General features: G+C 43.0%; 17 protein-coding genes and 1 other annotated feature. Of the genes, 11 read left to right on the top strand and 6 right to left on the bottom strand.

What is annotated here, in order from left to right; all coding sequences use genetic code 11:
• Positions 1-216 precede the first annotated feature (216 nt).
• Positions 217-1,941, top strand: coding sequence for an acetate--CoA ligase (gene acsA / locus ASG93_RS14785; protein ID WP_056833134.1), 1,725 nt, complete (start codon positions 217-219; stop codon positions 1,939-1,941).
• Positions 1,942-2,125: 184 nt separating this feature from the next.
• On the opposite strand, the gene ASG93_RS14780 is transcribed toward acsA, so the two are convergent.
• Entirely contained in the window at positions 2,126-5,260 is a 3,135-nt protein-coding gene (locus tag ASG93_RS14780; protein WP_056833132.1) for a transglycosylase domain-containing protein, read from the bottom strand.
• A gap of 128 nt (positions 5,261-5,388) precedes the next feature.
• Positions 5,389-5,666, top strand: a binding site (T-box leader).
• Between the two features lie 50 nt (positions 5,667-5,716).
• On the opposite strand from ASG93_RS14780, the gene tyrS reads away from it, so the two are divergent.
• Positions 5,717-6,976, top strand: a complete 1,260-nt coding sequence (tyrS, locus tag ASG93_RS14775; protein ID WP_056833130.1) for a tyrosine--tRNA ligase — start codon at positions 5,717-5,719, stop codon at positions 6,974-6,976.
• Positions 6,977-7,022: 46 nt separating this feature from the next.
• Here the strand turns inward: tyrS and rpsD are convergent, their stop codons facing one another.
• A complete protein-coding gene (rpsD, locus tag ASG93_RS14770) occupies positions 7,023-7,622 on the bottom strand; it encodes a 30S ribosomal protein S4 (protein ID WP_056833129.1) in 600 nt (199 codons plus the stop codon).
• A 353-nt stretch (positions 7,623-7,975) separates the two neighbouring features.
• Between rpsD and ASG93_RS14765 the strand changes: the two genes are divergently transcribed.
• The 4 genes from ASG93_RS14765 to ASG93_RS14750 all read left to right on the top strand — a co-directional run bounded on the left by ASG93_RS14765 (position 7,976) and on the right by ASG93_RS14750 (position 11,703).
• On the top strand, positions 7,976-9,964 hold the full coding sequence (locus ASG93_RS14765) for a sensor domain-containing diguanylate cyclase (protein WP_056833127.1): 1,989 nt from the start codon (positions 7,976-7,978) through the stop codon (positions 9,962-9,964).
• Between the two features lie 267 nt (positions 9,965-10,231).
• A complete protein-coding gene (locus ASG93_RS14760; RefSeq protein WP_235550857.1) occupies positions 10,232-10,927 on the top strand; it encodes a TVP38/TMEM64 family protein in 696 nt (231 codons plus the stop codon).
• Between the two features lie 115 nt (positions 10,928-11,042).
• Positions 11,043-11,291, top strand: a complete 249-nt coding sequence (locus ASG93_RS14755) for an HPr family phosphocarrier protein (RefSeq protein WP_029195595.1) — start codon at positions 11,043-11,045, stop codon at positions 11,289-11,291.
• A 124-nt stretch (positions 11,292-11,415) separates the two neighbouring features.
• Positions 11,416-11,703, top strand: coding sequence for a YlaN family protein (locus ASG93_RS14750; protein ID WP_056833125.1), 288 nt, complete (start codon positions 11,416-11,418; stop codon positions 11,701-11,703).
• A 40-nt stretch (positions 11,704-11,743) separates the two neighbouring features.
• Here ASG93_RS14750 and cax read toward each other — a convergent pair whose 3' ends face one another.
• Positions 11,744-12,790, bottom strand: coding sequence for a calcium/proton exchanger (gene cax / locus ASG93_RS14745; RefSeq protein WP_056833122.1), 1,047 nt, complete (start codon positions 12,788-12,790; stop codon positions 11,744-11,746).
• Between the two features lie 231 nt (positions 12,791-13,021).
• Between cax and ASG93_RS14740 the strand changes: the two genes are divergently transcribed.
• On the top strand, positions 13,022-13,402 hold the full coding sequence (locus ASG93_RS14740) for an Asp23/Gls24 family envelope stress response protein (RefSeq protein ID WP_056833121.1): 381 nt from the start codon (positions 13,022-13,024) through the stop codon (positions 13,400-13,402).
• A 19-nt stretch (positions 13,403-13,421) separates the two neighbouring features.
• On the opposite strand, the gene ftsW is transcribed toward ASG93_RS14740, so the two are convergent.
• The gene (ftsW, locus tag ASG93_RS14735) at positions 13,422-14,591 is read right to left on the bottom strand and encodes a putative lipid II flippase FtsW (protein ID WP_056833118.1); all 1,170 of its coding nucleotides are present in this window, start codon (positions 14,589-14,591) and stop codon (positions 13,422-13,424) included.
• 13 nt (positions 14,592-14,604) lie between these two features.
• Complete coding sequence (locus ASG93_RS14730) at positions 14,605-14,952, bottom strand: YugN family protein (protein ID WP_056833116.1); 348 nt, start codon at positions 14,950-14,952, stop codon at positions 14,605-14,607.
• Between the two features lie 205 nt (positions 14,953-15,157).
• Between ASG93_RS14730 and ASG93_RS14725 the strand changes: the two genes are divergently transcribed.
• From ASG93_RS14725 to ASG93_RS14710, 4 genes are all read left to right on the top strand, one after another.
• Positions 15,158-16,327 (top strand): M20 family metallopeptidase, encoded by a 1,170-nt coding sequence (locus ASG93_RS14725; RefSeq protein WP_056833114.1) that lies wholly within the window; start codon positions 15,158-15,160, stop codon positions 16,325-16,327.
• A 63-nt stretch (positions 16,328-16,390) separates the two neighbouring features.
• Positions 16,391-16,831 carry a CBS domain-containing protein gene (locus ASG93_RS14720; RefSeq protein ID WP_056833112.1) on the top strand — a complete coding sequence of 147 codons (441 nt, stop codon included), beginning with the start codon at positions 16,391-16,393 and terminating at the stop codon, positions 16,829-16,831.
• Between the two features lie 189 nt (positions 16,832-17,020).
• Positions 17,021-18,169, top strand: coding sequence for a Gfo/Idh/MocA family protein (locus ASG93_RS14715; protein WP_056833110.1), 1,149 nt, complete (start codon positions 17,021-17,023; stop codon positions 18,167-18,169).
• A gap of 58 nt (positions 18,170-18,227) precedes the next feature.
• Positions 18,228-19,301 carry a Gfo/Idh/MocA family protein gene (locus ASG93_RS14710; protein WP_056833108.1) on the top strand — a complete coding sequence of 358 codons (1,074 nt, stop codon included), beginning with the start codon at positions 18,228-18,230 and terminating at the stop codon, positions 19,299-19,301.
• 166 nt (positions 19,302-19,467) lie between these two features.
• Here the strand turns inward: ASG93_RS14710 and ASG93_RS14705 are convergent, their stop codons facing one another.
• Positions 19,468-19,980, bottom strand: coding sequence for a thermonuclease family protein (locus ASG93_RS14705; protein WP_056833106.1), 513 nt, complete (start codon positions 19,978-19,980; stop codon positions 19,468-19,470).
• Positions 19,981-19,995: the final 15 nt, after the last annotated feature.

Below are 19,995 nucleotides of genomic sequence, written 5' to 3'. Positions count from 1 at the left end.
CTTTTGAAAAACAGCATGATGAACGTTTCCTTTTCCGTTAGGTCATAGTATTCTTATACCAAACTTTAGGTTGAATGAAAAGACGAATTTTTAACATAGGCGAATATTTCCTAGTATGATATAATAGAATATGTCAAAAATCGATCACATTTTGCTTAAATAAATCAGTAAAGTGAAAGTGGAAGCGATTTATATCGTGAGGAGGGTTTTACGTACATGGATCAAATGAAAGTTGAACTCATTGAAGCTGTATCCCCTAATCCTAACATGAGCAATTATGAACAAACGCATGCGACATTTGACTGGAAAGACATCGAGAAGAGCTTTTCCTGGTATGAAACAGGTAAAGTTAACATGGCGTATGAAGCAATTGACCGTCATGCTGACACATCCAAAAAGGATAAAATCGCTCTTTATTACAGCGATAGTCAGCGAGAAGAAGCAATCACTTATGGACAAATGAAAGCGAAATCTAATCAGTTTGGCAATGTGCTTCGAGGACTTGGTGTTGGTAAAGGCGAGCGCGTCTTTATTTTCATGCCACGCACACCTGAACTGTACTATTCATTACTGGGTACCCTTAAAGTAGGTGCTGTTGTTGGGCCATTATTTGAGGCTTTCATGGAAACAGCAGTCAGAGACCGATTGGAAGATAGTGAAGCCGTAGCGATCGTTACGACGCCAAGTTTACTATCGCGTGTTCCTTATAATGAACTGCCACATTTGAAGCATGTCATTCTCGTTGGTGAAAATGTGGAGCTAGCTGCGGGACAAGTTGATTTCTATAAAGAGATGGAAAGCGCTTCAACAGAACTTGACATCGAGTGGCTGGATCGTGAGGATGGATTAATTATCCATTATACGTCTGGCTCAACGGGTAAACCGAAGGGTGTCTATCATGTACAAAACGCCATGCTTCAACATTATTATACGGGTAAGATTGTATTAGATCTTCAAGAAGACGATATATACTGGTGTACAGCGGATCCAGGTTGGGTAACGGGTACCTCTTATGGGATCTTTGCTCCATGGTTAAATGGTGCAACGAATGTTATTCGCGGTGGACGCTTCAGTCCCCAAGATTGGTACAATACGCTTCAGAAATATAAAGTAACCGTTTGGTACAGTGCGCCAACTGCTTTCCGTATGTTGATGGGTGCCGGTGATGATGTGGTTACTGGATTTGATTTATCTTCGCTTCGTCACGTACTTAGCGTAGGTGAACCGTTAAACCCCGAAGTTGTACGTTGGGGACTAAAGGTTTATAACCAACGTATTCATGACACTTGGTGGATGACAGAAACAGGTGGACAACTCATCTGTAACTATCCATCCATGACGATTAAGCCTGGTTCCATGGGGCGTCCAATTCCGGGTGTCGAAGCGGCTATTATTGATGATGCTGGGAACATTTTACCTCCAAATCGGATGGGGAACCTAGCGATCAAAACGCCATGGCCTTCGATGATGCGCAAAATTTGGAATAATCCATCTAAATACGAAGAATATTTCCGTTTGACAGGTTGGTATGTTTCCGGTGATTCGGCTTATCAGGATGAAGAGGGTTACTTCTGGTTCCAAGGCCGTGTGGATGATGTGATTAACACAGCAGGCGAGCGGGTAGGTCCTTTCGAGGTGGAGAGTAAGCTTGTTGAGCATCCTGCGGTTGCAGAAGCTGGTGTTATTGGTAAGCCTGACCCGATGCGTGGAGAGATTATCAAAGCGTTTATTGCCCTCCGTGAAGGCTACACACCATCTGATGAGCTCAAAGCGGACATTTCCAAATTTGTTAAAGAAGGGCTTTCTGCCCATGCAGCTCCTCGTGAAATTGAATTTAAAGACAAGCTGCCTAAGACACGCAGTGGTAAAATTATGCGTCGTGTTCTTAAAGCTTGGGAGCTCAATTTGCCAACAGGCGACTTATCGACGATCGAAGACTAATAAGCAAACAAGCCTTCCTTGCACCTGATTTCTTGGTGTGAGGGAGGCTTTCTTATTGGCGATAAAACCTACATCTAAACGCGGTCGCTCATCTTCGAATGGCCTCGATAGAGGTTTCCTCATTACATACTAAGCTTTTGAAAATAACAAAGACCCGGATACCCGGGTCTTTGTACATCGTGAATTAGTTATTATAAGCGATAGCAGCCGATGGTTTAGATTCGCCTGCATCATTGACAGCAGTTACTTTGTAATAACCATTGTAAGCTGCTGCGTAATAGTGAAACTCGGTCGCATCCTCAACTGAACCTAGCTTTTTAAACGTTCCTTTTTCTTTGTCGCTAAAATAAACATGATATTGTTTTACTTTATCTTTAGACGCATTGGCTTTCCAGGTTAACATCACACCTGCACCATCAGCTTTGGCTTTAATTCCGGTTGGTGCAGCTGGCAGGTCCTTTGTGCTTCCATTATTTCCTGTGGGATCACCAATTCCACCATTAGAGCCTGATGAAGGGGTATTAGCTCCTGGGACTTGACTACCATCAATAGAAGGTACGAACAGTGAATCTAGCGAGCTTCCATCTGTATAGGAGGAGCGGCTAGGTGCCGATTCTTTCCCCGCTACATCGACTGCTGTCACATAATAACCGATTAAGCTAGATCCGGGGATTTGATCATTAAATTTCGTCTCAGCACCTGCTAAAACAACTTTGCCGCCCATGAGCTGGAACTTGCCGCGGTTATCGGAACGATATATGCGATAGCCGACGATATCAGGATTCGGACTTGCTTGGAAGACAATGGTTGCTGTATCACCGGACTTCGTTGTTACAACGTTCGTTGGTGCTACAGGCTCTTTACCGTCATCAACCCTAGGGTCAACTTCGGAGGGTGCGTCATCATCATAATCTGTAGGCTTATAATTATCGATCGGTTTACGGCTTTTTTCAGGAAGTTTACTCATCGCTGCTTCGATTTCTTTGAGCAATTGACTGATCGACTTTTGTCTTTTAATAACCGTTTTCTCTTGCACGAAATCCGCCGGCGTATTGTCTTGCGCCATGTAATTCAGTCCGTTAAATGAACTGATTTTCATCCGTACCATCACATTATCGACTTCCGTAGGTACATATTTCTTGTTAAAAAGATCAGTAACTAGAAATTCGGACTTCGACGTTAATTCGCTTGGCAGCTTGCCGGATAAACTGGATACGGTTGCCGAGACAATACCATCCGGTTTGGCGAAAGTTTTGTTAGGGAATAGCTCCGGTTTTTGTTCGATTGTTCGGTTCATAATGAGCGCCCATATATCTTTGGCGTGATAAGTTTGATGCGCTTGCGATGATTTCGTCGACGATGACAATTTATTAATCGGTTGATCATAGCCGATCCATACGCCAACTGTGATATCTGGGGTAAAGCCCATAAACCAAGCATCAGCATCATCCTGCGTTGAGCCTGTTTTGCCTGAAATCTCAATTTTGCCGTATGATTTATAGTTTTTCATCAAATCTGTCGCTGTACCTTGGCTAATCACCGTTTTCATCATATCCGTAATTAGATATGCACTTTGTGGGGAATAGACAGCGGCAGGCTTCAGATCATGCTTATAAATCGTATTGCCATTCGAATCTTTGATTTCTCGAATCATAAACGTCTCATTAAATACGCCTTTATTCGGAATAGAAGCATAAGCGCCAGTCAGTTCCCTTACTGAAGTTCCCTTGCTTAAACCGCCGATTACACCGGTCTGCGCATAATAATCTTCTTTTTGAATGGACGTGATACCGAGTTTCTTTGCAAAATCCCAGGAGTCATTAATGCCCACTTTATTCAAAAATATATCGATGGCAGGGATGTTGTAAGACTGGTTTAGAGCTCTTCTTGCTGTCATTAATCCATGAAACTTATGATCCCAGTTTTCTGGAAGATGAAAGCCTTTGACACCGTCTTTTAGAATAATAGGGATATCATCCACGATACTTGCCGGTTGAATAGCCCCTTTCTCTAAAGCTGGTATATAGGCGGCAATGGGCTTCATGGTTGATCCAGGCTGTCTAAATGCTTGTGTGGCGTGATTGAGCTGCTCTTCGAAGAAATTACGGCCCTCAATCATCCCTTTTATAGCTCCGGATTTAGAATCGATCATGATGGCCCCGACCTGTTCCATGCCTTTTTTATCATCCGTAGGGGCGAAGTTTTTATCGTTACTCGATATTTCATGCATGGAATCATAAATCGTCTTATCGATGGTTGTATAGATTTGATAACCACCACGTAAGAGCTGAGTATGTATGCCCTTTAATGCTTCATTATAAGCGGCCTGATTTTTCTTAGGATCAAGATCAGGCTTCTGGATCTTCAACAAAATTTCGGCTGCTTCTTTTTCCGTTTCAATCATTAGATAAGGATAAGTCGTATAAGCTTTCTGAGCAGCATCAGGCATGGAAGCTTTGAGATCAAACTTAAGTGCTTCTTGGTACTGTTCGTTCGTAATTTTCTTTTCTTCCAACATCCGTTTGAGTACTAATTGTTCACGCGTAACCGCTTTTTTGAAACCATCTTCATCAAACTCAGGCTTACTCGTAAAAGCAGAGTACTGCGATGGGGATTGCGGCAGACCGGCTAAGTAAGCTGCTTGAGCAACGTTTAACTTATCCAGATCGTCGATGTTGAAGAGGCCTTTGGCAGCTGCTTTAATCCCATATAAATTGTAGCCTGTTGCACCATTGCCATACGGAATTTTGTTTAAATAAGCGAGCAAAATTTCATCCTTGGACATTAGACGTTCCATTCGCAGCGCGAGCAGCAGCTCTCTTGCTTTACGGCCATCATCGCGGTCTAGTGTAAGAAATACCCGTCTGGCAAGCTGTTGCGTAATCGTACTGCCGCCGGTTTGAACTTCTTCATTCAGCAACTTCTGTGTTACCGCACGATAGAGCCCGCGGAAATCGATCCCGTGATGAGTTTTAAAGTCCTTGTCTTCAATAGATAGAACAGCATCTAACATGATTTGCGGAATGTCATCCAGTTGGGCGAGACGCCTGTCTTCTTCCGTTCGCAATTGCCCTATGACGGCATCATCATTGAAGTAAGCAAAGCCTGTGACTGCATTTTCCTGCATCTGCTGACGTATGGATTCTTCGGTGCGTACAGGATCTTTTTTGACTAAGGCGCTCACATACCCGAATGCGGCGGATCCACCGACAATTCCTGCCAAAAAAGCACTAATGATGGTCCATTTTAAGGTAATCCAAGTTACTTTGAATGTCGTTCTCACCCAAGGGCGATTCCATTTAGCGAAAAAATTGCGCATAAGTTCCAATATCCTCCTTACATGAACCCTAATAGTATACCATAATTGCACCTTATGCGGTAATGATGAACCGAAGAAACGATGCCGACATGGTTTGACAACAGCTAGAAACATGTGATAAATTTTTATCAAATGCGTAGAAAGATCAGCAGTAAGTAGCTTGTGGATGCTTTCAGAGAGCCGGTGGAGGGTGCGAACCGGTACCTGCAGGTTAGTGAATTACGGTCTTGAGCAGTGAATGGGAACCTGCAGCAATTTCAGCTGCACAAGTAGTATTTGCCGATTAAACCCCGTTAAAGGTTCTTGAGTGAAAATAGCTAGCCGTGCACATAACATCTGTTATAGATGTACGTAACTACTGTTTTAATTAGGGTGGTACCGCGAGTTAAGTCTTCTCGTCCCTTTGTGGATAAGAAGGCTTTTTTGTATTTTAAGGATAAAAGGAGATGGATGAACATGGATATTTTGAAGGATTTGGAGTTTCGCGGGCTGCTTCATCAAATTACGGATCGAGAGGGCTTGGATAAAAAGCTGAGCGAGGAGCGTGTTACGCTTTATTGCGGCTTTGATCCGACTGCGGACAGCTTGCATATCGGTAGCTTGTTACCTATTTTAACATTGAGACGCTTTCAGCTCGCTGGTCACGTTCCTTTGGCACTTGTTGGCGGGGGAACAGGTCTGATTGGCGATCCAAGCGGAAAAGCCAATGAGCGAACTCTCAACGGTCCTGAAGTTGTCGAGGCTTGGTCACAAAGCATCAAAAATCAATTATCTCGCTTTCTCGACTTCTCCACTGAAATTGAAAATAGTGCAGAGCTTGTCAACAATTACGATTGGCTGGGATCGCTGAATGTCATCGAATTCCTTCGTGATGTAGGCAAAAATTTTACCGTTAATTACATGCTGGCAAAGGATTCTGTTGATTCACGGATTTCCAAAGGGATTTCTTTCACAGAGTTCAGCTACATGATTCTGCAATCTTACGATTTCCTGAAGCTCAATGAAACGAAAAATTGCTCTGTACAAATTGGCGGAAGTGACCAATGGGGTAATATTACGGCTGGTCTTGAGCTAATTGGCAAGTCCACAGATAAACGTGCTTACGGAGTAACATTACCGCTTGTGACAAAGAGTGATGGGCAAAAGTTCGGGAAAACAGAAGGCGGAGCCATTTGGTTGGATGCAAGCAAAACGTCTCCTTACCAGTTCTACCAATTTTGGTTGGGCACAGCCGACAATGATGTCATCCGTTTCCTGAAATATTTTACTTTCGTTTCGCATGAGGAAATCGAACGTCTCGAAGAAGAAGTACAGGCTCAGCCTGAGAAGAGGGAAGCCCAGAAATTACTTGCCCGCGAAGTTACGAAGCTTGTACACGGTGGAGACGCGTTAGAAAGCGCTCTTAACATTACAACGGCTTTATTCAGCGGTAATATTCAGGAGCTTTCCCGTACGGAGATTGAAGAAGCGTTCAAAGATGTTCTATCTACAACCATAGATCAAGATGATATTGCGTTGGTTGATTTACTGATTTCCGTAGGAGCGGCACCGTCCAAACGTCAAGCGCGTCAAGATATTGAGAGCGGAGCTGTCACGGTCAATGGCGTTAAAGTAACGCAATTCGATGCTGTAGCCAGAGATTTGGGCAGGCTCGGAGAGTCTTACATTATTATTCGCCGCGGTAAAAAGAATTACTACCTTGTACAGTTAGCTTAACAACAAAATAAGCCCCTCAGGGAAATCCCTGAGGGGCTTGCTTTTATTAACGGCTGTAGAACTCGACGATTTGTTTCTCGTCAATTTCTTGTGGAAGCTCAGAACGTTCTGGCAAACGGACGTACTTGCCTTCTACGCTTGCGTCGTTAAACTCAAGGTAAGTTGGCAGGTAGTTACGGTTAGCAAGAGCTTCTTTCACTGCGGAAAGACCTTTGCTTCTTTCACGAAGAGCAATAACGTCGCCTGTAGATACGATGTAAGAAGCGATATCTACTTTTTTGCCGTTCACAGTTACGTGACCGTGAGCTACTAGTTGACGCGCGCCTGCGCGGGAGTTGGAAAGACCAAGACGGTAAACCAGGTTGTCCAAACGGCTTTCAAGCAAGACCATGAAGTTCTCACCGGCAATACCTTTAAGTTTGGAAGCTTTATCGAACAAGTTGCGGAATTGCTTCTCGTTCAAACCGTACATGTGACGAAGCTTTTGTTTTTCATTTAATTGAACGCCATAGCCGCTCATTTTTTTGCGTTGTCCTGGGCCATGTTGACCTGGAGGGAATGGGCGTTTCAAGTCTTTACCGTTACCACTCAAAGAAATACCAACACGACGGCTTAATTTAAATTTAGGTCCTGTATAACGTGACATTTAGGAAAAACTCCTTCTTTTCAACAATTAGTTTAGTAGATAGCATCTAGATGTCAGGGTGAAGACAAGTGCCTGGTTTTGCTTACGAATCATATTGTGATTCCCTGACAAGAGTAGTTCAGCCGCTGTCTTGGCAGGAGCAAAAGCAGTGAGGGTGATCACAAATGGCATTCACCGAAATCATGTTGTTACTCGACTTCTAATTTTATTAAAAACAGGTCCATGTGTCAAGTCTCAATCCTTTAAAGTGATTCTAAAATATCAGTGCAATAAGCACAGAAAAATAGTATGATATATGAGGTAAGATTTAGCCTGGTTCAATAGGACTACAGTTTGTTGGTGAAGGAGAGCCTATGAGTGAATCACTTCGTAGTATGAAACAACATAGTCGTGCAGAACACTTCGAAGAGTTTCTTCGGCAAGGACTTGTTCTTTCTAGCAGCTTTTCCTATTGGGAATCCAATTGTCATCACGTAGTGCTAGATGCTTTTGATGAATGGATTCACCAATTCGGGCAAGCGATGCTACCGCCTCAAACCGCACTGTTATGCGTAAATACGGATCTGATAGTGGTTAATGTTTGCTCTAATGATACACCATTTACTGATGCTTTGCTGCAGGTAGGAGCATCATGGAGCCATGCAGAACGCAATGACAATCTATTTGCACGATGTGCTGAGAATCCCAAAATGCATATCATGACAAGCGAAGAAATGCGCGCAAAAGAACTGAAGTCAGTTTTGGCTGCTTCGATTCCAGTCCTAGATCCACAAGGGATTCCAATTTTATACTTGGGACTATTTTCCCATACACTTAAAGAAGTAGACGAACTTACACAATTGTTTTATATACTTTCTCTTTCGTTCCAAGGCAGTGTGCAGAGCGTGGTGGATCGTCGCAAGTACGACTATTTGTTTATGCAGCATCTGAATAGGGAACTTGAGTTTAAGAAGCATGATATTTTATTTGAGGCTTCTAAGAAGCTGCACGCCAAAATTGATGTCGATTCGGTATTGACTGAAGTCATTGAGTGCATGCATAGCGTTTATCCCAATATGCAAGTAGATTTATTGCTTTCACAAGATAATGACTCTACGAATCTATCCGTGAAGCCTCTGAATTTCCAAAGTACAGAGGATGACATACGAACACGGGCTTTCATGGAAGGGCATGTAATATTTGAACCTTCATCCGAGAGCAGTGGTCCAAGATCAGGTCATATAGCTGCCCCATTATCAGGCAAACAGGGTGTATATGGTGTTTTATATATGACGTCTAAGAGCGATTTGATTCACGCTTCGGATTTGCAATTCATCTCATTGCTTGCGGATACAGCTGGCTCTGCTTTTGAAAACGCTAAATTGTATGAACAATCCAATTTACTGATTAACGAGCTTCGACTTATTAATGAAATCACCAAGCAGTTAAATCAGAGCTTGCGTTTAAATGAAATCTTTAATTCAGCATCGAGCGAGATTTTAAGTATTTTCGGAGCGGATTATAGTTGTATTCTGCAAGCGGATAAAAATAGTGAGAATTTAATCGTGCAGGCAACTAATTTGCCTGCGATGTTTCATGAGACCTTTACCATAGGTCAAGGCTTTTCTGGCGTTGTCTATACTTCCAAAGAACCGCTTATTATTTCGGACTATTGGAGCAATGAGAAAGTAGAGTCAAAGTTGATGAAGTTAACCAACTCCCGCTCGCTTATTGGTTCGCCGATTCTCGTAAATGGACAAGTTGAGGGCGTTATTCTAGTCGTGCATAGCAAACCCAATTTTTTTTCCTATGATAACTACAAATTGCTGCAGGTTCTTTCGGGGCATATCGGCCTTGCCATGACGAATGCTTCCCTGCATGCTGAAGTGAAACGAATGGTGATTACAGACAATTTGACAGGACTTTATGTACGTCATTATTTGGATGAACAGGCTAATTCGATGCAAAAGAAGGACTTTTGCGGCTCACTCATCGTAGTTGATATTGACAATTTCAAACGAGTTAATGATACTTACGGCCATCAGGTGGGCGATAAAATCTTGATCCAGGTAAGTCAAATTATTAAAACTAGTATTAGGGATAGTGATATTGCAGCAAGGTGGGGCGGGGAAGAGCTAGCGGTTTATTTACCTCAAGTTGCCAAGGCTCAAACGATTCGAATTGCTGAACGTATTCGTGTTCGCGTACTTGAGGAAACTAATCCGCAAGTAACCGTTTCCTGTGGTGTTTCGGATTGGAATTGGGAAGAAGATAAGATTAGTGTAGAATCACTGTTCTACCGGGCAGATATGGCTCTTTATCAAGCGAAAAATAACGGTCGCAACCAAATTCGAATCGGTTAGTACTAAGCACTTGTCAAAGGACAGGTGCTTTTGCTTCGCTTTAACACTTTTCACATCAAGTACGTGGTTGCTCAACTTGCAAAAAATGTCGATAAAAGCTATCTTATCTAATAAATTTGCATAGGTAGGGTAAACTGAATGAAGGATGGAAATAGGATAGAGTACTTCGCCATTGTTGAACAGATAACTCCTCAATTTTCTCTTCCTGAACCTTCTGTAAAATGTTACAATGGTTTGGTCTAAGGGAAGGATGGTCGAAATTTGTCGGTGTTAAACAGAAACAGAAACAGAAACAAAAAGCACATTTTGCTAGGTTTTTTTATTTGTATTTTGCTTGTTGCCCTGATTGCCTTTTTATTTTTTAACCCTACAGGCATTAAACTTACTCACAGTAACATGCGACAGCTATCTGAACATTTAAGGGAGATTGGTTGGCCCGGTAAAATCATCGGAATGGCTTTGATTTTTTTTCAAACGTTCTTTCCGTTTATTCCGTTTGTTGTTGTTGCAGGTACGAATGTTGCTATTTTCGGTATTAAAATAGGGTTTCTTGTTAATTACATAATGTCTTGTTTGGGAGCTATTTCCTCTTTTTACTTTGCTCGCTATTATGGACATGCATGGGTAGAGAAAAAGCTCGAGCGATTTCCGTTAGTGACGCAGTTTAGTAAGCGGATGGAGAAGCGTGGATTCCTATATGTCCTTTTAGGCAGATTGATTCCGATTTTACCTTCCTCGGCAATTAATTATGGTGCGGGGCTAACTCGAATGCGGTTTACTCATTTTCTATGGGGGACCTTGCTGGGGAAACTGCCGATCGTATTTCTGGAATCGATGATTGCGCATGATTTATTTCATTTCCAGAGATATAAGGGAAGATTACTTTTGTTGCTCGGTATTTTCGTTGTTCTGATTCTAGTGGGGAACGGCGTGAAGAAAGCCATTGCAGCAAAGACGAAGTAAAGCGCTTTACTTGGAGAATGAAGGAAATTTTTTAGTTGCGTAAGTAACCTTTCCAAGTTATCATATAGGGAGCAAGTCGACCAATTCAGATGCGAATAAATGGAGGAATGAAAATATGCCAAGTGCTAATAATGCCGCAATTGTTGAAATTTCACAAACAGCTAATAAATTCAGATCGTCAATCGTTCTCCAATATGATAATAAGTATATCGATGTAAAAAGTATCTTAGGTTTGTTTACTACATTACTTAGCTCCAGCAACTATGATCTTCATGTCCATGGGCCTGATGCAGAAGAAGCGAAAGTCGCTATGGCTGAAGTTTTCGCAAAGCACAATTTGGGCGTAAATGTTGTTCAAGAATAGAGTTCATGCTTAAAGAAGGTACTCTCAGAATCTCTGAGGGTACCTTCTCTTGTATATTGATCCATTTTCGCTTAATATAGATCATATAAGGACGGATGACTATGCGTATAGGGGGAAGTTGGGAATGTCTTCATCTGATCTATTGCTGGACATGAATCAAAAAGCGCTTAATCTTCTCCAAGAAGATGCAGATAAAATCGAAAAACTAATCGAAGTACAAATGGAGAATTTGACAACGCGTCAATGTCCATTGTATGAAGAAGTTTTAGATACGCAAATGTACGGACTTTCTAGAGAAATTGATTTTGCCATTCGAGCGGGACTTATTTCCGAAATGCCTGGTAAACAAATTCTCAGCAAGCTTGAACGGAACCTTGCGCAGCTATATGAAGCGTTGAATAACAAAAAGTAACCCTTCACAATGGGTTACTTTTTTTGTCTTTGTTATGTAGTTAAACGAGGAAGAATACGACACCTAGTATGATGTAGACCACGAGCAGCAGAAGTCCTTCATACCAGTTGGTCGAGCCATCTTGGGTTATCGACTTCGTAATAAAGACAGCGACTCCGATGGCAGCAATTTCATAGGTGGAGAAGACAATGTTCATAGGTGTTCCACTTACGAAGAAGCTGATAAGTATAAGCACAGGAGCTACGAATAAGGCGATCTGTAATGAACTGCCGATGGCTATTTCAACGGCTGCGCCCATTTTATTCTTCATAGCCATCATCACGGCTGCGCTATGTTCCGCGGCATTTCCAATAATAGCAATGAGGAATGCACCTACAAATAACTCAGATAGTCCAAATCTATGGGTGACTTCTTCTAATGTACCAACTAACCACTCACTGGTGAAAGCTACCATGACTGTGGCAAGGATTAGAAATAGAATCGAAGTTCCTTTGGACCACGCTGCCTCACCATGTTCAATGGCTTCATCAGAAAGTACACTTTTGTGTGTAACCATGGAGAATAGGAGCCAAAGCAAGTAGGCCACGATCAGTAATATGGCGACGATCATGCTCGTTGTTGACGTTTCCTTGGTTGTCAATCCTCCGGTGAAGATGGCTGGAATGAATAGCGCAACAACACCAAGAATCATTAAGGAAGAATTGTGTGAAGCAAGTTTTACGTTAAATGACTGTTCTTTGAACTTTAATCCACCTGCAAATATACTCAGTCCTAGAACAAGCAGCAGATTGCCGATTATGGCTCCGGTGAGACTGGCCTTGACGACATCGAACAATCCGTCTCTAACTAAGAAGAATGCAATAATTAACTCAGCTGCATTACCGAATGTTGCATTGAGGAATCCACCTACTCGCTCACCTGCATAGTGGGCAACACTTTCTGTCGCTTTACCTAGAAATCCAGCTACAAAAATGATCGCTATACAAGCAATAACGAATTGAAGTGTTGAATTCAGATGCATATAATGAGCGATACCCGTTGCAACGAAAGAAATGATCAACCCGATGTAAAACAATTTTCCTTTCAAAATAAACCCTCCGACTCATTCTTTTATTGGTACTTTTTGACTTCTTTTAATATACCTACTTTGGAACCCAATGTAAATTCGATTTGACTGTTGTTGATGTTCTTGCTTTCATCTAGTGAACTTATTACAATAGATTTATACCTGAGTGGAGAGACTTTGAGCTCCACTCAACATTGAAAGACTTTAAGCAAGCTTAAAGGTCCATATACTATATATGAGGAGTTGATCTGTATGTCCGAAGACAATCAAACCGGCTTAATTCGTATTTCTGATGATGTAGTATCGACAATTGCAGGACTTGCAGCTCTGGAGACAGCAGGCATAGCAGGCATGTCGGGCGGTATCTCGGAAGGCTTAGCTAAGCGATTAAGTGGTAAGAATGTGCAGCGTGGCGTTTCTGTTGAGGTTGGGCAAGTGGAAGCAGCTATTGATCTGCGTGTTATCGTCAATTACGGTTCCCGTATTCAGGATGTATGCAGGGATCTTCAAGAAAACGTGAGAGAAGCTGTTGAAAATATGACCGGACTAACCGTGGTGGAAGTCAACGTCAAGGTGGAAGGCGTCGCGTTTAAGGAAGAAGAGTTGGCAGACGATCCACATCGTGTAAAATAGAAAAAAGACCCAATCGAATTCACTGAAATCGATTGGGTCTTTTTTTGGGTTTTGCATCTTCTTTGTGTGTTTGTTCCCGAGATATACTGAGCAGGATCCCCATACTGATGAGTGAGACCATCATGGATGAACCTCCTGCTGAAATAAAGGGCAAGGTTACACCTGTTAAAGGGATGGTGTTCGTTACTCCGCCGATATTAATAAAGGCTTGAAAAGCAAACATAACCATGATACCAACACCAGTTAGCATTCCGAACATATCAGGACTGCGAACTGCAACGAGAATGCCTCGCCATAGGAAGATAAGAAAAATAAGTATGAATAAGGCACTGCCAATGAATCCAAGTTCTTCCCCGATGATCGCAAAAATGAAGTCAGTATGAGCTTCAGGCAAATAATGCAGCTTCTGAATACCTTGTCCGAATCCTGCGCCAGTTAATCCGCCATGACCAAAAGCGTACAATGATTGAACAACTTGAAGACCATTACCTTGTGGATCAGAGAAAGGGTCTAGAAAGGAGGTCAGACGGTTTATCCGGTAGTTGTTATCGGTTTTTCCTTTGAGCAGGTAAAGGGCAACACCTATCGCGGCAATGGAAAAAAAGCCTGTCCCAATAAAGAAAATATGCTTCAAGTTGGAGCCGCCGACCATGATGACGATGGCTGCACAAGCGAGCAGAATCATACAGGAGCCAAAGTCTGGCTGCAGCATGATTAGAAAGCATACAAAGCCAACGATAAGTATGGCAGGGAGCAGCCCCTTTTTGAAATTACGAAACTTCTCTTCTTTATTACTTATGAGAGAAGCTAAGTAAAGTATTACGATTAGTTTGGCAAATTCCGTTGGTTGAATACCAAATTTACCTACATTAAACCAGCTGGCTGCACCATTTGATTTTGAAGTGAAAATAACGAGAACGAGCAGCACTACGACAACAAAGAAAGCAGGAATAACTAACTTCTTCAGCTTGGAGTAGTGGAGGTTCATGCAAAAAAGCATGCCGACCGTCCCTATGCCTACGGCCATGAGCTGCTTTTTTGTAAAGAACCATGGATCATTGTTAAATTTGGCATAATAAGCACTTGTCATTGAGCTTGCGCTAAAGACCATGGCAAGACCGAAGCAAACAAGTACAAAGGTTAAAAATAGCAGCAGAAAATCCGGCGTTCCTCTTCGAGGGGGATTCATGCTGTTACCTCGCCTAGTCTGCTAATAATTGCTGCAGCTGATCTAATTTTTGTTTGGAGATCTTAAGAACGGACTCAGGGATAGGGGAATTGTAATCCAAGCCATGCGGGAACGTTTCTTTACCTATGTAAGCATCTTCTAAGAATAAGATTGCATAAGGAGATTCTAGTTTACCGGTTTCTACGCGAGCATTTACACGTAAGAAATAGACGGACTTACTTGCGTTATCTTCCATTTTAAAATCATAAGTAGCACGCGTGTATTCCCACTGCCAACGCACAAAACCAAGTTTAGTCGTTACTTCATCCAGGTGAGCCAAATCACTTTTTAAGCCTTTTAGGCCAGTTGCTTCAATAATCACTTTTAACGCCTCCATATTGTACGTATGCATTCTTTATTCATGATAGTATGTTTCCCAAGGTTCTGCAAGTCGATAGCAACGTCAATTTTCTAATATTTGATGGCACTTTACAGATGAAACATGACCATTTATTTGGTAGAATAGGTTCAATGACACAGCAAGCGTGAAAAAGTTAAGAAACAAGGATGGGCGGAGGATTTTCCTTATGAACGATTTTCAAGCTAGCTTACAAGCGAATTATGAAGAAATGGTTGCCTGGAGGCGCTACTTACATCAAAACCCGGAACTCTCTTTCCATGAATATCGCACCGCTGAATTTGTGGCGAATCATTTACAAAGTTGGGATATAGAAGTGCGCAAAAATGTAGGAGGCAATGGGATTGTCGGATTGCTCCGCGGCAGCAGCGAAGGTCCTACAGTTGCGCTTCGAGCAGACATGGATGCACTGCCTATTCAAGATGAAAAGAATTGTGCGTACTCTTCGCTCACGAAGGGAGTTATGCATGCTTGTGGACATGATGCACACACCTCGACACTGCTTGGTATTGCCAAAGTGGCGAGTCAGCATCGTTCTCAACTGAAAGGGAATCTGGTTTTCCTGTTCCAGCATGCTGAAGAAATTACGCCTGGTGGCGCTGATTCCATGATCCAAGATGGCGCTCTTGAAGGTGTTGATGCCGTGTTTGGCGTTCATTTATGGACACCATTTCCTGTTGGCCATGTTTATTCCAAAGCAGGTCCCTTAATGGCGGCACCCGACGAATTCACCATTCAAATTCAAGGAAAAGGTGGACATGGGGGGTTACCTCATCAAACCATTGACAGTATTTATGTAGCTTCACAATTAGTTGTTAATCTTCAATCGATCGTGAGCCGACAAATAGATCCGATAGAACCATGTGTGGTTAGCGTTGGATCCTTCCACGGAGGTTCTAGCTTCAATGTTATAGCCGAAACAAGTGTGTTGAATGGCACTGTGCGCACTTTCAATGCAGAACTTAGACAAGATGTGAAGGAGCGCCTAGAACGGATTGTACATGCCACTTGTGAGATGTATCAGGCTTCCTATAAGATAAACTATAAATTAGGTTACCCTACGGTTGTTAATGACGGGAAAGAAGCTGAGCGTTTCTTCAAAGTCAGTACCGAATTGTTTGGGGCAGAAGCCGTGCACGAGTCCCCACTTATTATGGCCGGAGAGGACTTTTCCTATTATTTGAACCGCCGACCAGGCTGTTTTATGTTCGTAGGTGCAGGTAATGTTGAGGCTGGCATTATACATCCGCATCATCATCCGAAATTCGATATTGACGAGAAATCCATGCTGAATGCGGCTAATTTATTGTTAGGAATGGCTTTGGATTATATGGCATGAATGCCGTCCTTCCTTTGGAGAATGCTATAGAGGTAAGTTAACTCCGAGGAGGGATTATGGGACATGGCAGGTAAAACAGTAAGGGATATCATGAGTAAAGATTGCGTGACCGTTACTCTGCAGGATAATATTTATGAGATTGCTTTGAAAATGAAGAATCACGATATTGGATTCGTTGCCGTGGTTGAGGGTAAGAAGCTCATTGGTGTTGTAACAGACCGTGACCTTGTTATTCGCGGTTACGCAGAAAAGCATTCTGGTTCTACTGCTGTCGATAAGGTAATTACGAAGGATATCGCCACAATAACCCCGGATACATCTGTTGATGAAGCCGCCAAAATAATGGCTAAGGATCAAATTCGACGTTTACCAGTCGTGGAGAACGGCGAGCTTGTCGGAATCGTAGCCATCGGTGACCTAGCGGTTCGCGGCAGCTTTGAGGATGAAGCAGGTGAAGCGCTTAGCAAAATCTCATCAGACAAAACACTAGTCGGCAGCAGATAAGATGATCCACGCATAATATAGGGAAAGAATGGACCAGGAAACTGGTCTTTTTTTCATTAGTACATATCTCGTAACTGTCAAAGTTCGCAATAAGGAGGTCAATCTGCGACAAGATGCGGTCTTCTAAATATGCTACATTGATAACGTGTTCAATAATTATGAAACTTACAAGAAAAAGGTGATAACCATATGGAGAAAGTAAGGATTGGTATTATTGGTCTGGGCAATATGGGAACCGGACATGCCAAATATTTGGTGAACAATGAAGTGAAGGGTGCTCAGCTAACGGCTGTATGTGAGTTCAGAGCTGACCGCTTGGAATGGGCGAAAGAAAACCTAGGTGAAGGCGTCCAATTATTCGACAATCTCGATACATTCCTTACTTCAGGGACAGTTGACGGTGTATTGATTGCGACTCCACATTATGATCACCCGGAAGTAGCTGCCCGTGCATTTGAAGCCGGACTCCATGTGTTGTGTGAGAAACCTGCAGGTGTTTACACCAAACAAGTTCGTCAAATGAACGAAGCTGCGCAAGCTTCAGGTAAAGTATTCAGTATGATGTACAATCAACGTACAAATCCATTATATAAAAAGTTGAAGGACCTGGTTTCATCTGGCGAGCTTGGTGAAATTCGCAGAACGAACTGGATTATTACGAATTGGTATAGATCCCAGAGCTACTACGATTCAGGCGGCTGGCGTGCAACATGGGCGGGCGAAGGCGGCGGTGTACTCATTAACCAGGACCCGCATCAGCTTGACTTGTGGCAGTGGACGATCGATATGATGCCTAAACGAGTTCGTGCATTTTGTTATTTCGGCAAGCATCGCAATATCGAAGTTGAGGACGATGTAACCGCATTCGTAGAGTATGAGAATGGTGCTACGGGCCTATTCGTTACAACAACGGGCGAAGCACCGGGTACGAACCGGTTCGAATTGTCCGGTGACCGCGGTAAAATTGTGATCGAAGATGGCAAGCTAACTTTCTGGCGTTTACGCGTATCCGAGAGAGAGTTTAATGAAACCTATAAGGGTGGATTCGGCCAACCGGAGTGCTGGAAGTGCGAGATTCCAATTGAAGGGCAAGAAACAGGCCACAAAGGCATCACGCAAAACTGGGTGGATGCCATTCTACATGGCACTCCACTCGTCGCGCCAGGAGAAGAAGGAATCAAAGGTCTGATGCTATCCAATGCCATGCTGTTGTCGACGTGGACAGACAATTGGGTAGACCTGCCGATTGACGAAGAATTATTCGAGCAGCATTTGCAAGATAAGATAAAAAATTCCACTGTCAATAAAGAGGCTGGTTTTAAAACACTTGTAGTTTAAAAACATGAACACCCCGCGCAAATGCGTACATGGGGTAAGATAGTGGAGGAATTGGGACATGCAGAAAAGCGATGGAATGAATTACGCACCAAAAGGGAAGCCGAACATTGTCGTTCAAAAAGGGGAGTTCGTTTTTGCAGCGATTGCCTTGGATCACGGTCATATCTATGGGATGTGCAATGGCTTGCAAGAAGCAGGAGCAGAGCTCAAATGGGTTTATGACCAGGACGCTGCTAAGGTAAAGGCTTTCGTGGAGAAGTATCCTCATGTGAAGGTAGCTGCGTCTGAGCAAGAGATATTTGACGATGCCGAAGTCAAGCTAATCGCTTCAGCCGCCGTACCTTCGGAACGAGGAGCATTAGGTGTCCGGGCAATGGAGAATGGCAAAGATTATTTTACAGATAAAGCTCCTTTCACAACGTTAGATCAACTGGCTGCCGCCAAGGTAACGGTTGAAGCGACGGGTCGCAAATTTGCAGTGTATTACAGTGAGCGTCTTCATGTGGAGAGCGCCGTATTTGCGGGACAGCTCATTGAAGAGGGTGCAATTGGCCGTGTCGTACAGGTCATTGGTTTAGGGCCGCACCGATTGAGTCATTCGAATCGCCCAGATTGGTTTTTCAAGAAAGAAAATTATGGCGGCATTCTCTGTGATATCGGCAGTCATCAAATTGAACAGTTTCTGCATTATGCGGGCTGCAAGGATGCTACTGTTGTAAGCAGTAAAGTGGCGAATTACCATGCGAAGGATTATCCGGAGCTGGAGGATTTCGGTGACGCAACACTAATCGGGGATAACGGGGCGACAAACTATTTCCGTGTGGATTGGCTTACACCGAGTGGTCTAGGTACTTGGGGAGATGGACGGACAGTTATTCTAGGTACAGAAGGTTATATTGAGCTGCGTAAATATATTGACATCGCTCGTGATCCGCAGGGAGATCAGTTATACCTGGTCAACCAGCAAGGAGAAAAGCACTACAGTCTCCATGGACAAGTAGGCTTTCCTTTCTTCGGTCAGTTGATTTTGGACTGTCTGAATCGTACAGAGCATGCTATGACACAGGCGCATACGTTCAAAGCAGCAGAGCTTTGTTTGCTTGCTCAGGCGAATGCAATCCGTGTGGAGTAGATCGAGACATTAACTGGATAAAAACCTTCATTGGCATCGATAATTGCCTTTTGGCATGATAATACAGCTGTACGTTTTAGCTTAAAATTCGGGTAGTCTAGCGGTAATATCGCTAGCTGCCCATTTTGCGTTTCAGCGGTAACGGTCTTGCCTTGGTAGTTATTGGTTATTTTTTGGTATCAAATGCTTTATCGTAATCCTTCCATAAGCCTTTCTTTTTATTGCGGGCTGTTTCTTGATCTATCTTAAAAGCATCCACGTACTTGACGTTCGGAGGATATGTAGCGATCCGCGCATACCCCTCTTGAACCAGGGTACGGTTAAAAAGTTCTTCACCGATCCATACGTAAGCAAGCAAGCGATCATATTGATCCTTTTTATCTACATCAAATTCAAGCTCGACGGTTTCCTTCTCCAACCGCTTTTTCGTATAAGCACTAGCTTCTTTCCCATAAAACATAACCGGTGTATTAGGTTTCTTCGTCTCAGGTGTGTCCACACCAATTAATCGAACTTTCTCTTTCTTCCCCTTCATTGTGACCTCAAGAGTGTCACCGTCCACGATACGTTCTACTTTTACACGCTCTCTGCCAGCTACAGCCGCGGGTTTAGTCCCACAAGCAGTCATCAAGATAACTAGACTAAGCAGCATAGCAAGAGAGATCATCCATTTGCTCATGAAGCACCTCCTTTA

Source organism: Paenibacillus sp. Soil787, assembly GCF_001429545.1.
Lineage (GTDB): Bacteria > Bacillota > Bacilli > Paenibacillales > NBRC-103111 > Paenibacillus_E.
This window is presented reverse-complemented; position numbering and strand designations above follow the sequence as displayed.